This window comes from Ureibacillus sp. GCM10028918 (assembly GCF_042666115.1).
In the GTDB taxonomy this organism is placed as follows: domain Bacteria; phylum Bacillota; class Bacilli; order Bacillales_A; family Planococcaceae; genus Ureibacillus.
The window spans coordinates 377,252-390,912 of the sequence record NZ_JBHTFK010000005.1 but is presented as its reverse complement, the minus strand read 5'-3'; the positions used below and the strand labels follow the sequence as shown (position 1 = coordinate 390,912).

Annotated in this window: 12 protein-coding genes; all 12 read left to right on the top strand. The window is 40.0% G+C overall.

The features are described from left to right. The first annotated feature begins 615 nt into the window (after window positions 1-615). On the top strand, window positions 616-750 hold the full coding sequence (locus ACFQU5_RS05140; RefSeq protein ID WP_390285420.1) for a hypothetical protein: 135 nt from the start codon (window positions 616-618) through the stop codon (window positions 748-750). Further along, the gene (locus ACFQU5_RS05135; RefSeq protein ID WP_390285418.1) at window positions 725-1,063 is read left to right on the top strand and encodes a hypothetical protein; all 339 of its coding nucleotides are present in this window, start codon (window positions 725-727) and stop codon (window positions 1,061-1,063) included. The genes ACFQU5_RS05140 and ACFQU5_RS05135 overlap by 26 nt, the downstream gene beginning before the upstream one ends. Before the next feature lie 521 nt (window positions 1,064-1,584). Then, window positions 1,585-2,847 (top strand): EF-P 5-aminopentanol modification-associated protein YfmF, encoded by a 1,263-nt coding sequence (gene yfmF, locus ACFQU5_RS05130; protein WP_390285416.1) that lies wholly within the window; start codon window positions 1,585-1,587, stop codon window positions 2,845-2,847. A gap of 6 nt (window positions 2,848-2,853) precedes the next feature. Next, window positions 2,854-4,149 (top strand): EF-P 5-aminopentanol modification-associated protein YfmH, encoded by a 1,296-nt coding sequence (yfmH, locus tag ACFQU5_RS05125; RefSeq protein WP_390285414.1) that lies wholly within the window; start codon window positions 2,854-2,856, stop codon window positions 4,147-4,149. After that, on the top strand, window positions 4,150-4,878 hold the full coding sequence (ymfI, locus tag ACFQU5_RS05120; protein ID WP_390285412.1) for an elongation factor P 5-aminopentanone reductase: 729 nt from the start codon (window positions 4,150-4,152) through the stop codon (window positions 4,876-4,878). Between the two features lie 44 nt (window positions 4,879-4,922). Further along, window positions 4,923-5,180, top strand: coding sequence for a DUF3243 domain-containing protein (locus tag ACFQU5_RS05115; protein WP_390285410.1), 258 nt, complete (start codon window positions 4,923-4,925; stop codon window positions 5,178-5,180). A 393-nt stretch (window positions 5,181-5,573) separates the two neighbouring features. After that, window positions 5,574-6,374, top strand: a complete 801-nt coding sequence (locus tag ACFQU5_RS05110; protein WP_390285409.1) for a DUF3388 domain-containing protein — start codon at window positions 5,574-5,576, stop codon at window positions 6,372-6,374. A gap of 175 nt (window positions 6,375-6,549) precedes the next feature. Then, the gene (locus tag ACFQU5_RS05105; RefSeq protein WP_390285408.1) at window positions 6,550-7,434 is read left to right on the top strand and encodes a helix-turn-helix domain-containing protein; all 885 of its coding nucleotides are present in this window, start codon (window positions 6,550-6,552) and stop codon (window positions 7,432-7,434) included. A gap of 138 nt (window positions 7,435-7,572) precedes the next feature. Further along, window positions 7,573-8,151 carry a CDP-diacylglycerol--glycerol-3-phosphate 3-phosphatidyltransferase gene (gene pgsA / locus ACFQU5_RS05100; protein ID WP_390285407.1) on the top strand — a complete coding sequence of 193 codons (579 nt, stop codon included), beginning with the start codon at window positions 7,573-7,575 and terminating at the stop codon, window positions 8,149-8,151. Between the two features lie 12 nt (window positions 8,152-8,163). Then, window positions 8,164-9,417, top strand: coding sequence for a competence/damage-inducible protein A (locus ACFQU5_RS05095; RefSeq protein ID WP_390285406.1), 1,254 nt, complete (start codon window positions 8,164-8,166; stop codon window positions 9,415-9,417). A gap of 303 nt (window positions 9,418-9,720) precedes the next feature. After that, a complete protein-coding gene (gene recA / locus ACFQU5_RS05090; protein ID WP_390285404.1) occupies window positions 9,721-10,788 on the top strand; it encodes a recombinase RecA in 1,068 nt (355 codons plus the stop codon). 914 nt (window positions 10,789-11,702) lie between these two features. After that, window positions 11,703-13,256 (top strand): ribonuclease Y, encoded by a 1,554-nt coding sequence (rny, locus tag ACFQU5_RS05085; protein ID WP_390286517.1) that lies wholly within the window; start codon window positions 11,703-11,705, stop codon window positions 13,254-13,256. Window positions 13,257-13,661 lie beyond the last annotated feature (405 nt).

Sequence of the window (13,661 nt, the reverse complement as noted above, 5' to 3'; positions counted from 1 at the left end):
ATGAAGTGTGGAAATGCTTGTGATAAGTCCGCGACAAGAGGTCTTGCGGACAATGAAGAGCGAGAATGCTTGTAATAAGTCCGCGACAAGAGGTCTTGCGGATAATGAAGAGCGAAAATGCTTGTGGTAAGTCCACGAAAAGAGGCTCGCGGACAATGAAGAGCGAAAATGCTTGTGATAAGTCCACGACAAGAGGTCTCGTGGACAATGAAGTGTGGAAATGCTTGTGATAAGTCCGCGACAAGAGGCCTCGCGGACAATGAAGAGTGGAAATGCTTGTGGTAAGTCCGCGACAAGAGATTTCGCGGACAATGAAGTGTGGAAATGCTTGTGGTAAGTCCACGAAAAGAGGCTCGCGGACAATGAAGAGCGAAAATGCTTGTGATAAGTCCACGACAAGAGGTCTCGCGGAAAATGAAGAGTGAAAACGGTCGTTCATAAGGCAGATGAACGACCGGAATTGGACCATGAGCAAGAAAACGGTCGTTCATAAGGCAGATGAAAGCCCGGAATTGGACCATGAGCAAGAAAACGGTCGTTCATAAGGCAGATGAACGCCTGGAATTGGAGCATGAGCAAGGTACGGTGGTTCATTAGGCGGATGAGCGCCCGGAATTGGAGCATAGCAAAGAAACGGTCGTTCATAAGGCAGATGAAAGCCTGGAATTGACCATGAGCAAGAAAACGGTTGTTCATAAGGCAGATGAAAGCCCGGAATTGGACCATGGGCAAGAAAATGGTTGTTCATAAGGCAGATGAAAGCCTGGAATTGACCATGAGCAAGAAAACGGTTGTTCATAACACAGATGAAAGCCCGGAATTGAGAAAACGGTTGTTCATAAGGCGGATGAAAGCCCGGAATTGGAGCATGAGCAAGGAACGGTCGTTCATAAGGCGGATGAGCACCCGGAATTGGACCATAAGCAAAGAAACGGTCGTTCATGAGGAGGATGAAAGCCCGGAATTGGAGCATGAGCAAGGAACGGTCGTTCATAAGGCAGATGAGCGCCCGGAATTGGACCATAAGCAAGGAAACGTCGTTCATAAAGCAGATGAAAGTTAGAAATTTATAAAATCGTTTGGACTTGACTGAAAATGCGTGTAAGAAATCCACGAGAAAGTGATTTGCGCCTGTATTGTATAAACAGAACGGAGCTAATTCTTTTAATCGGCATGCCTCATAAAGCGTATTAATTTAATTGACGGTTAGTTCATTTCGACTGTTTGTACTAATTTTCTCAAGCACATGTACACTTTACTGGGAATTAACATCCATCTAAAAGACTTTCCGACTATTTCAAAACGTCGCACCACCCTTTACTAACAAACTATCTAATTACGCTCGCTCAAGCAAATTTCCTCACCACTTTCATGAATCAAACCCCCATTCAAGGGTAAGATTAATTAATGGATAATGTAGAATAGAAACAAATTGGATTATTTTTGCATAATCACCAATTCTACATGTATAGTAGTACTATCACCATTTTTTCCTGTCCCACAAGATTTGCGGGACCATAAACCTAGTTGAATATACAATCAGTGTGCTTGAGCAGCTCACTGATGACGATCGGAGGAATTTTTTTGTTTTTATCGACACAGTTGGCAGAAGGTGTAAATCTGCATATTCGACAAACCACACAATTTAAAACTGTGAGTTTTTCAATAAAATTTAGAACGCCATTAGATCAGCAATTAGCTGCAGAACGGGCAGTACTGTCAAATGTTCTTCAGCATAGCAATGGGAAATTTAAAAAGTCCGCTGAATTCAGAAGCTATCTAGATGATTTATTTGGGACGGTTCTTTATTTTGATGCGTCGAAACGTGGGAGTGAACATACTCTTCTATTAAATGTAGAGACTGTAAATGATCAATATCTTCAACAAAATAAAGTGTTTAATGAGGTATTGGAACTAATTAATACAGCGATCTTAGAACCGAACTTTGAAAACGGGACTTTTGTGCCTTCCATTGTTGAGCGTGAAAAGGAAATGGTTATTCAACGTATTCAATCCATTTTCGACGATAAAACACGTTATGCCCAGCACCGTTTGACGCAAATCCTTCGTCCGAATCACCCTGCTTCCATCTCTGCAAATGGGACGCTTGAAACCGTGAAGCAAATTACACCGGAATCGTTAACAAAGGCCTATGAGAGCATGATTAACGAAGACCGAATTGATATCTATGTGGTGGGAGATATCGATGTGGAAGCAGTGCAAAAGAAATTAACCGAAGCTCTTCCATTTAAAGACCGCACTCCAAAGAAAATAGAGCAAGATACGAACGATTCAAAAGCTGAAAAAGAATATACAAAAGAACAGCAAGAAATGAAACAAGGGAAGCTGCATATTGGCTTCAGTACGCCAGTACGTTTTGGCGATGAAGATTATGCAAAAATGCAAATTTTCAATGGTGTATTCGGTGGGTATGCACACTCTAAACTGTTCATGAATGTTCGTGAAAAAGAAAGCTTGGCTTACTATGCTTCGAGTTCTTATAATTCCCAATACGGGTTGGTTTATGTTGTGTCGGGAATTGAGCCATCTAACGAAAAGAAGGCAACAGACGTTATTAATGAACAATTAGAAGCCATGAAAAATGGAGAAATCACAGATCTGGAACTTTCACAAACAAAGGCCATGCTTGTGAACCAGCTAAAAGAAACACTGGATCTTGCCCGCGGTCAAATCGAGATTTTTGACCAATATAAGCAACTGGGTGAAACGTTCTCCGTGGATACTTGGAAGGAACGTTGGGAGCAGGTAACAAAAGAAGACGTGCAAAAAATGGCTTCTCAAGTACAGTTGGAAGCAGTTTATTTCTTATGTGGGAAGGAGGCCTAAATCGTCATGAAAACGATTGAATTCAAACAGTTGGATGAAACTTTATTTTATAAAAAATTACCAAATGGGCTAGATGTCTATATTTTGCCGAAAAAGGGTTTTTCGAAAACCTTTGTAACATTCACGACGAAATATGGCTCCATTGACCGTACATTTGTGCCAATGGGAGAATCAGAGGCTATTACGGTACCAGATGGGATTGCCCACTTCTTGGAGCATAAAATGTTTGAAAAAGAAGATGGAGACGTGTTCCAGCAGTTTAGTGAAGCAGGAGCATCTGCAAACGCCTTTACGTCATTCACACGTACAGCGTATTTGTTCTCTGCGACAGACCATATTTATAAAAGTACAGAAACTTTATTAAACTTCGTACAAGAGCCTTATTTTACTGAGAAAACGGTAGAAAAGGAAAAGGGCATTATTGGGCAAGAAATTACGATGTATGATGATCAAGCAGATTGGCGTTTGTATTTTGGTGCGATTGAAAACATGTACCATAATCATCCTGTGAAAATTGACATTGCTGGAACAATCGAATCGATCGACAAAATTACGGCAGAGCATTTATACACTTGCTACAACACATTCTATCACCCATCCAACATGCTTTTATTTGTTGTTGGTGCGATTGACCCAACTGAAATGATGGCGTTTATCGAAGACAATCAGAAGAAAAAAGAATTCCCTGAGCAGGCGCAAATCGAACGTCATTTTGATGAGGAACCGACGGATGTAGCGATTAAAGAACGTGAACTAAAAATGGACGTACAAAAGCCAAAAGTTTATGTCGGCTTTAAAGCGAAACAAACAAACTTAAGTGGAAAAGAAATGCTTAAGCATGAGCTTTCAGTGCAGATTGCGCTAGAATGCCTATACGGCAGGGCGTCGAATTTCTATACTGATGTCTATGAAAATGGCTTAATTGATGAGTCCTTTGCTTATGACTTCTCATTAGAAAAAGGCTTTGGCTTTGCCTTAGTAGGATCTGACTCCAGTGAACCAGATCAATTAGCCCAAAAAATTAAAGAAATCATCAATAACGCTGAAAGCTTATTGACTTCAGATAGTATAGAGCGTGTAAAACGCAAAAAAATCGGCTTCTATTTAAGAGCACTAAACTCCATGGAATTCATTGCGAACCAATTTACGCGTTACGAATTCAATGAAATGGACTTATTTGATGCAGTTCCGGTCATTGAGAAATTAACGCTTCAAGATGTGGTAGAAGCATTGAAAACAATCCAAGGGGAATCGCAGCAAACGGTATTTAAAGTGCTGCCTTCAAGTGAGCGTGCACAATAAATGAAAAAATTCGCACTAGTACTAGGTGCTTCTGGTGCGATCGGTAATGCAATAGCAAAGCGACTGGCATCTGATGGTTGGTCGCTTTACTTGCATTTCAACCAGGGTCGTTTCAAGGTGGCGGATTTAGTAGAAGAGCTGATGATGGAGTTTCCTGAACAAGAATTTCTAATGGTACAGGCAGATTTCGCGAGTGAGGATGGCGCAGACCGTTTAGCTCCGCAAATCTATTCCCTTCAGGCAATCGTTTTTGCCGGGGGGCACAGTTTTTATGGACTTATTGAGGATACACCAACAGAGGAAATGAGCAAGCTCTGGAAAGTGCATGTTCAAAATCCGATAAGGCTGCTTGCACTGCTTTCTTCCAAACTCCGAAAAAATGACAAGAGCCATGTATTATTTATCGGTTCGATCTGGGGGGAAGCGGGTGCTGCTTTTGAATCGGTATATAGTGCAGTAAAGGGAGCACAGCACGCGTTTGTAAAATCCTATGCCAAAGAAGTTGCCTACAATCATATCCTCGTCAATGCGATTGCGCCGGGATTGATCGATACATCCATGAACAAGCATTTAAATGAAGAAGAAAGACTAGCACTATACGAGGAAATTCCTTTAGCAAGAGCGGGGAACGTAGAAGATGTCGCAAACCTTGCCAGTTTTTATTTAAGTGGTCAAGCAAATTATGTAACTGGACAAATTATTAGAATTAATGGTGGTTGGTACATATAAATTCCGAACTTGCACATAATAATGGTGCAAAGGAGGAGAGAAACATGGCGCTATTAGAAAACTGGGAAAAATGGACATCATTTTTAGGTGAACAAGTCACAGAAGCTAAAGAACACGGTATGTCTAAAAAAATGATTGAAAAATCAGCAGTTCAAATTGGTGACTATTTAGCTAAAAATGTAGATCCTAAAAACGAACAAGAACGCGTACTTGCCGATCTTTGGGCAGTTGCGGATGGCGATGAAAAACACGCACTTGCCAACTGTATCATTAAACTAGTTCAAAGCCACCGCGTGCAGTAGTATCCACTCTTTTTGCCGCAGGGCTTATAAAGTAGCTACTTTGCACGAGTGATGTGCTGGGAGCTACTTCCTTTCATTAAAAACTTATATCATAGAACAAATTCTTTCGTTTCATCATTTCTTCTAACTACTCTTTAAGGAGGCTTGTCCTCCTTTTCTTTTATCATTTAGGGAAATATGAACTTCATCTATGTGAAATTAACTCTCTGGCCGGAATTTCCATCAAATTTTGACACCAAATTATTTCCTTTATGTTGGTATTTTCCCCTAAGATGATAAAATTTGATATTTTGGAAGAAAAACGGTTGTTTCTAACTTTTCAATACATATAAAATCCGCTATGATGAAACTTATAAGAAAAATTTTCGTTTCGTTAGTAGGGGGACGTTTTTTATGGGCGAATGGTACTTTGAATATGAAATCCAAGTGAATCGTCCGGGTTTATTAGGTGATATCGCATCACTCCTTGGTATGTTACGTGTGAATATTGTTTCGATTAATGGAGTAGATGAAGGACGACGGGGAATGCTATTAAAAACAGAGAATGATGAGTCCATTCAACGTTTTATAACGATTGTTTCAACAATGGAAAATATCAATGTGACGAAATTTCGTGAACCGAAAGTCCGTGACCGTTTAGCTGTACGTCATGGTCATTATATAGAACGGGATGCAGATGAAAAAAATACATTCCGCTTTGTAAGAGACGAACTCGGTATTCTAGTTGATTTTATGGCAGAGTTATTTAAAAAAGAAGGACATAAATTAATCGGAATCCGGGGAATGCCGCGAGTTGGGAAAACAGAATCGGTTGTAGCTGCGAGTGTTTGTGCCAATAAAAAATGGCTGTTTCTATCTTCAACCATGATTAAACAAACGATTCGCCACTCATTGATGGGTGATGAGTTTAATGAGAATAATATCTTTATTCTTGATGGAGCAGTAACGCGAAGATCGACAGATGAACGACATCAGCAACTCGTTCGTGAAATGATGCGTGTCCCCGCCATCAAAGTAGTCGAACATCCTGACCTATTTGTCCAACATTCTGAATATAAGATTGAGGATTTTGACTACATTATTGAATTGCGCCATCATCCAGACGAAGTGATTACGTATGAACTCATTGAAAGAAATGAAATGATGTCCCAAAACGACCATTTTGGCGGTTTTGGTGGAGGGTTTAATTTTTAAGCCCCAAATGGTGAAAGCAAGTCAGGTTTAATTTCATTCTTGCAAACCTTGGAAGACCCACATAGTTGTGGCCTAAACTCCTGGAAAAGTCACACATTTTAAAATGAATTGCTTTTACATCCATATTAAAATCGTGGACGACAAGATCCCCGAGTGAAATGATTAAAAAAAGTAGGTGTTATGGTTGACAGAACTCGGAACTCGCCTTAAAGAAGCGAGGTTATCTAAAGGATATAGTTTGGATGATCTTCAAGAAATTACAAAAATACAAAAAAGATATCTAGTGGCGATTGAAGAAGGAAATTATTCAATCATGCCTGGTACATTTTATGTTCGTGCATTTATCAAACAATATGCCGAATCAGTTGGACTGGATGTAGATGAAATTTTAGATGAGTTTAAAAGAGAAATTCCTCATCAACAAAAGGAAGAAGTAGCTCAATCGATTTCGCAAAGCCCGACGCGTCGTAAGCTAAACACGCGTTCGACGAATCGGATGCTAGAAACGATGCCCAAATTCATTGTTGGATTATTTATTGTGGTAACATTAGTGGCAGCGTGGTTCTTATACCAACAAAAAATGGCATCCGATCAACCGGAAGAACTAGAAGAGGATACGGCAGTGGAGTACGAACAGCAAGTACCTCCGCCAACCGAGCCTGCAGCTGATGAAGCAGAAGACCCAGCTGGGGAAACAGAAGAGCCTGTAGAGGAAGAAGTGGTTGAAGAACCAACTCCGACTCAAGCGATTTCTCAAGGTGTCCCAGACGGTGAGACGACATCTTATACAGTATCTGGAACAGATACAATGAATATTCGAATCGAAGTTTCGGGTGACACATGGGTGGGTATCCGTAATGCAGAAGGCAGCGAACAAGTAGAAGACCGTGTTTATACAACAGGTGAAGTGGTGCAATTTGATGCCACTGCAAATGCCTATGCCCGTATTCGTCTAGGGAATGCAAATAACACAAAAGTCTTTATCAATGATGAGCCACTACAATTTGCACAGACAATTACAACGCAAAATATTATCCTTACATTACAACCAGGAGAATAGTCATCGTTTAGATGGCTATTTTTCACAAGTTTTAGCAATTATTATAATCGAAGAAGCTCGGTGGGAAGTGGGTACCTCATTTAGATGAGGGTCCTCCACCAAATGTTTCACTTTATTTCGAATGAAAGGTGTTAGCAAATGAATATACCGAATAAGATTACAGTCTCGAGAATACTACTAATTCCAGTGTTTGTGATTGTAATACTATTTGACTTTGGATGGGGAAATATGAATTTCCTGGGAGCAGATATGCCGGTCAATCACTTTATAGCGGGGTTAATCTTTATCATTGCTTCCTGTACGGATTGGGTTGATGGCTATTATGCCCGCAAATACAACCTTGTCACGAACTTAGGGAAGTTCCTTGACCCATTGGCAGACAAACTATTAGTGGCGGCTGCTTTTATCATCCTGGTAGAGCTTGGCATGGCCCCATCCTGGATCATTATTATTATTTTGAGCCGTGAATTTGCGGTTACAGGTTTACGTGCAATTTTAGCAGGTGAAGGTGAAATTGTTGCTGCAAGCCAACTTGGGAAAATCAAAACTTGGGCACAAATTGTTGCGATTTCAGCACTTCTTCTTCACAATACTATTTTCACTATGATCAACATACCATTTGATATGATTGCTCTTTATATCGCATTAATCTTTACTGTATGGTCTGGATGGGAATATTTCTATCTAAATCGTCGTGTCTTTGTAAACTCGAAATAAGGGGGGAAGTACATGAATGCTGAAATCATTGCTGTTGGCTCGGAGTTGCTCCTTGGGCAAATTGCCAATACAAATGCAAAATTTATCTCTACGCAATTATCTGAGCTAGGCATCAATGTTTTTTATCATACGGTAGTAGGGGATAATGCGGCACGTTTAAAGAGTGCAATCGAGATTGCCGAGTCTCGCGCAGATTTAATCATTTTTTCCGGAGGCCTTGGACCGACAAAGGATGATTTAACAAAAGAAACGATTGCAGCGCATCTCGACTTGCCTTTAGTGTTCGACGATGTGGCCTTATCCTTCATTGAACAATTTTTTGCAGCAAGAGGTCGCGGTATGACTGAAAACAACCGGAAGCAGGCACTGATCCTTGACGGCAGTAAAATACTAGCCAATCATCACGGCATGGCACCCGGAATGTTTTTAGAGAAGAATGGACACACCTACATACTGCTTCCTGGGCCGCCAAAAGAGTTGGAGCCTATGTTCCAATTTGAAGCAAAACCAAAACTTGCGGCACTATTGAATGCCGGCAGTGTAATTCAATCCCATGTGCTGCGTTTTTATGGGATTGGGGAAGCCGAGCTTGAAGTACGTGTGCAAGACATACTAGATAGCCAAACAAATCCAACAGTCGCACCACTTGCCAGTGATGGAGAAGTTACACTTCGAATCACCGCGGGGGCACAAGATGTTGAGGAAGCTTGGAAACTCATTAAAGAGAAGGAAGCTGAAATTTTAGCAATCGTAGGCGAGTACCACTACGGCTATAATGACGATTCTTTGGCATCTAAGTTGGTGGAAATGCTCAAGCATAACAATTTATCGATTTCTGCAGCAGAAAGCTTAACAGCCGGGCTCTTCCAATCTGAGCTTGCAGAAATTCCAGGTGTGGGATGCAGCTTGGTAGGTGGTGTTGTAACCTACACGCCAGAAGCGAAAATGAGTCAGTTGGGCATTGAAAAATCTCTGCTGGATGAATACGGGATTGTAAGCAGTGAATGTGCCGGTGCGATGGCTTCTAAAGTACGTGAGAAGTTTGGCACTGATATCGGGGTTGGCCTGACGGGTGCAGCAGGACCAGATCCTCATGACGGACAAATGCCGGGAACAATCTGGCTTGGTTTTAGTTTTGGCGATTCGGAAATCACTCACAAGCTCCAGCTGCAAGGAATGCGTAATACGAATCGTATTCGCACGGTAAAATTTGCATGCAGCTATTTAATGCGCTTGCTTGTTGAGAATGGCTATAAAAAGATATAATATAATAGAGTAGTATTACTTTTAATAGAAGTGTTGCTAGTTTATAAATGTAGAAATTTGGGCTATGAAAATAGCTCAAATTTTTATTTTGCCCCAAAAACGAAAATATGTTCGCTTTTTTCTTGAAACTTGTCTCAAAAAGAAGTATAGTAGAGACATAAGAAAAAGAGAAAATACTTCATTCATTTCTAGCAGATTATCAGTTTTGTTAGGAAGTAGTGTGAAGTAAGAATTTTGGGGATTGAGCAATCAAGCCACTGTGAATTTTGATAATAATTTTTTTATATATAAGGAGGAAATATTTTGAGTAATGATCGTAAAGCTGCCTTAGATATGGCGTTAAAGCAAATTGAAAAGCAATTCGGTAAAGGCTCTATTATGAAGCTGGGTGAACAATCAGATCGCCAAATGGAGACTTCTTCAAGTGGTTCATTAGCAATCGATGCAGCATTGGGTGTCGGTGGTTATCCAAGAGGACGTATCGTAGAAATCTACGGTCCGGAATCATCAGGTAAAACAACTGTAGCCCTGCATGCCATCGCTGAAATACAAGCAAAAGGCGGACAAGCTGCATTTATCGATGCGGAGCACGCACTAGATCCAGTTTACGCACAAAAATTAGGCGTTAACATTGATGAGTTATTACTTTCTCAACCAGACACTGGTGAGCAAGCATTAGAAATCGCGGAAGCATTAGTACGCAGTGGTGCGATCGACATTATCGTAATCGACTCAGTTGCTGCCCTAGTACCAAAAGCAGAAATTGAAGGCGAAATGGGTGACTCTCACATGGGTCTGCAAGCTCGTTTAATGTCTCAAGCATTACGTAAACTATCAGGGATCATTAACAAATCTAATACACTAGCAATCTTCATCAACCAAGTACGTGAAAAAATCGGTGTTATGTTCGGTAACCCTGAAACAACTACTGGTGGACGTGCACTTAAATTCTACGCGTCAATTCGTCTTGAAGTACGTCGTGCTGAAACAATCAAACAAGGCACTGAAATGATCGGGAACAAAACAAAAATTAAAGTCGTGAAAAACAAAGTGGCACCGCCATTCCGTACGGCAGAAGTAGACATCATGTACGGTGAGGGGATTTCAAAAGAAGGAGAAATCGTCGACATTGGTGCAGAACTGGATATCATCCAAAAAAGCGGCTCTTGGTACGCTTATGACGGCGAACGCATTGGACAAGGTAGAGAAAATGCAAAAGCCTTCTTAAAAGCAAACCCAGAAATCCGCGATAAAGTATCGAACCAAATCCGCGAATCTTACGGCATGACAGCAAACTCTTACACAATCGGCGCTCATGACGAAGAAGAAGAAATGGACAAAGAACTAGCTTTATTGCTAGATGAAGAATAGGATTACCAATACTAGCCCGTCCCAACTTTTGGGGCGGGTTTTATTGTAGTTTTTTTTAAAAGAGTTGAGGTAGTAGAGAGTAAGAAATTCTAGGGATTTCTAAGTAAGTTAGAGTGATATAAATTTTTGACTTCTAATTGAAACTTGTTACAAGAATTGACTTGGCGGGTTTCTTCAAAAAGGTGGAAGATAAAATTTAGAGGTGGCAAGATTTTTATGGAAGGTGGCTGGATTCTGAGAAACAATTAATTTAAAGATACTCTTCCTCTATGAATTGTACTTATCAATTATTTAGTAACAAGTCTCTATGTCTTGAACTTTCAATACCCTAATAATATTTTGAAAAATTATTGATGCTTATAATGAAGCACAATTCCTTCGATGCGATTTAAATACAAACTCTTGTCTCCAACACTTACTTTAAACCCATGCAAACACGTTCCCGAACCTTTACACTACTACCGTAAACGGCTTAAAAACTTCACCGTTTTATTCCCAATCCATCCGAAATTATGCGTAAATTATTAAAATTGATTAAAATTAATTAATTTTGCCAATAATAGTTAGAAATATCTTTTTAGTCAGGTATTTTTAAAAAAATAGTAAATCATTAGACTCTCGCAATAGTTAGAAAGTTAAAACTAAAGTCTTATATGTGGAATGATGACTACTTCTAGATGCTTACATTATTTGGCCTCATCTCGTGGGAATCCTTGACATTACTAGGCCTGCACTATACAATTAAAATTGTATAATTTCTAAATTTTGAAATGAAATAGGCAGTATGTTGAAAGTGTAAGTTTTGTTAACAAAAGATTATCAAATCGGTATGAATTTGGTATATTGAAAAACTTTAGTCAATATATGGGCCGACTGAAAATGAAACGAATATAGCAAGAGGAGGTGTTCGAATGATGGAATACATTATCTCCGCTTTGCTTGGACTCATCATCGGTGGCGCTGTTATCTATTTCTATATGAAAAAGGTGAACGAATCAAAAGTAAATGGTGCGAAAAATTCAGCTGAGCTAATCATAGATGAAGCTAAGCGAGAAGCGGAAGCGCTGAAAAAAGAAGCACTACTTGAAGCAAAAGATGAAACTCACAAAATTCGAACTGAAGCAGAAAAAGACATCCGTGAACGCCGGGCAGAGCTTCAGAAACAAGAAAACCGGTTATTGCAAAGAGAAGAAAATCTTGATCGCAAGGATGATGCTCTGAACAAGAGAGAATCAGGCTTAGAGCGAAAAGAAGAGGCTCTAACTGAGAGACAACAGCATATTGAACAGATGGAAAGTAAAGTGGAAGAGCTGGTACGCGAACAAACGTTAGAGCTTGAACGTATCGCTGCATTAACTCGCGAAGAAGCGAAAGGAATCATCTTAAAAGAAGTTGAGAATGAACTTTCAACTGACATTGCGGTGATGACAAAAGAAGCAGAGACGCGTGCAAAAGAAGAATCCGACAAGAAAGCTCGTGAGATATTATCACTTGCACTACAACGTTTTGCAGCAGATCACGTTGCTGAAACAACGGTATCTGTGGTCAACTTGCCGAATGACGAAATGAAAGGCCGTATCATCGGTCGTGAAGGGCGTAACATTCGAACACTGGAAACGCTGACGGGTATCGATTTAATTATTGATGATACACCAGAAGCAGTCATCCTTTCAGGATTTGATCCAATCCGTCGTGAAACTGCACGTCTTGCGCTTGAAAAATTAGTACAAGATGGACGAATTCATCCAGCTCGTATTGAAGAAATGGTGGAGAAATCGCGCCGTGAAATGGACGAGCAAATTCGTGAGACGGGTGAGCAAACAACGTTTGAAGTTGGAATTCACAATTTACATCCTGACTTAATGAAAATCCTGGGCCGTATGAAGTATCGTACAAGCTATGGACAAAACGTATTAAAACATTCAATTGAAGTAGCACATCTATCAGGACTATTAGCTGCAGAGCTAGGGGAAGATGTAACATTAGCAAGACGCGCGGGCTTGCTTCATGATATCGGGAAAGCAATTGACCATGAAGTAGAAGGTAGCCACGTAGAAATCGGTGTTGAGCTTGCCACGAAATATAAAGAGCATCCTGTTGTTATTAACAGTATTGCCTCTCACCATGGCGACACTGAAGCTACATCCGTGATTGCAGTAATTGTTGCAGCTGCCGATGCCTTATCAGCAGCAAGACCTGGTGCACGTAGCGAAACACTTGAAAACTACATTCGTCGTTTAGAAAAACTGGAAGAGATTTCAGAAAGCTACGATGGAGTAGAAAAATCATTTGCAATCCAAGCAGGACGTGAAATTCGAATCATCGTTCAACCTGAGAAAATTGACGATTTGGCTTCACATCGTTTAGCGAGAGACATCCGCAAGCGAATTGAAGAAGAACTCGATTATCCTGGTCACATCAAAGTAACGGTTATCCGCGAAACACGTTCAGTAGAATACGCTAAATAAGAATAAACCCAGCTTGTAGACAAATTTTGTCTGCAAGCTTTTTTTCTCAAATATTTATAGAAAATATATATTATATAAAGTTAAATGCTTCCAGGGTACTATGCATATATTTCATGTAAAGATAATCAGTAGGAAAAAGAAATTGGCAGCAGAAGGAAAATCAAACAAAGTTTTAACAAATAGTATAGTGAAAAACTTGTTAGATTTGGACAATATCAGTGTTCCTCATGGAGTATCGAAAGACCGGTAGCCATTCCAAAAGGACAGTATCATGTTAAAGAATAATAGAATTTAGGAAAGAGGATTTTTGCAATATGCAAAAATCCTCTTTTTTCATTATACAAAAATAATTTTCCAGACAAATATACTATTTGAAATTTAGGTAAAAGAAACTAGTTTCGCCAT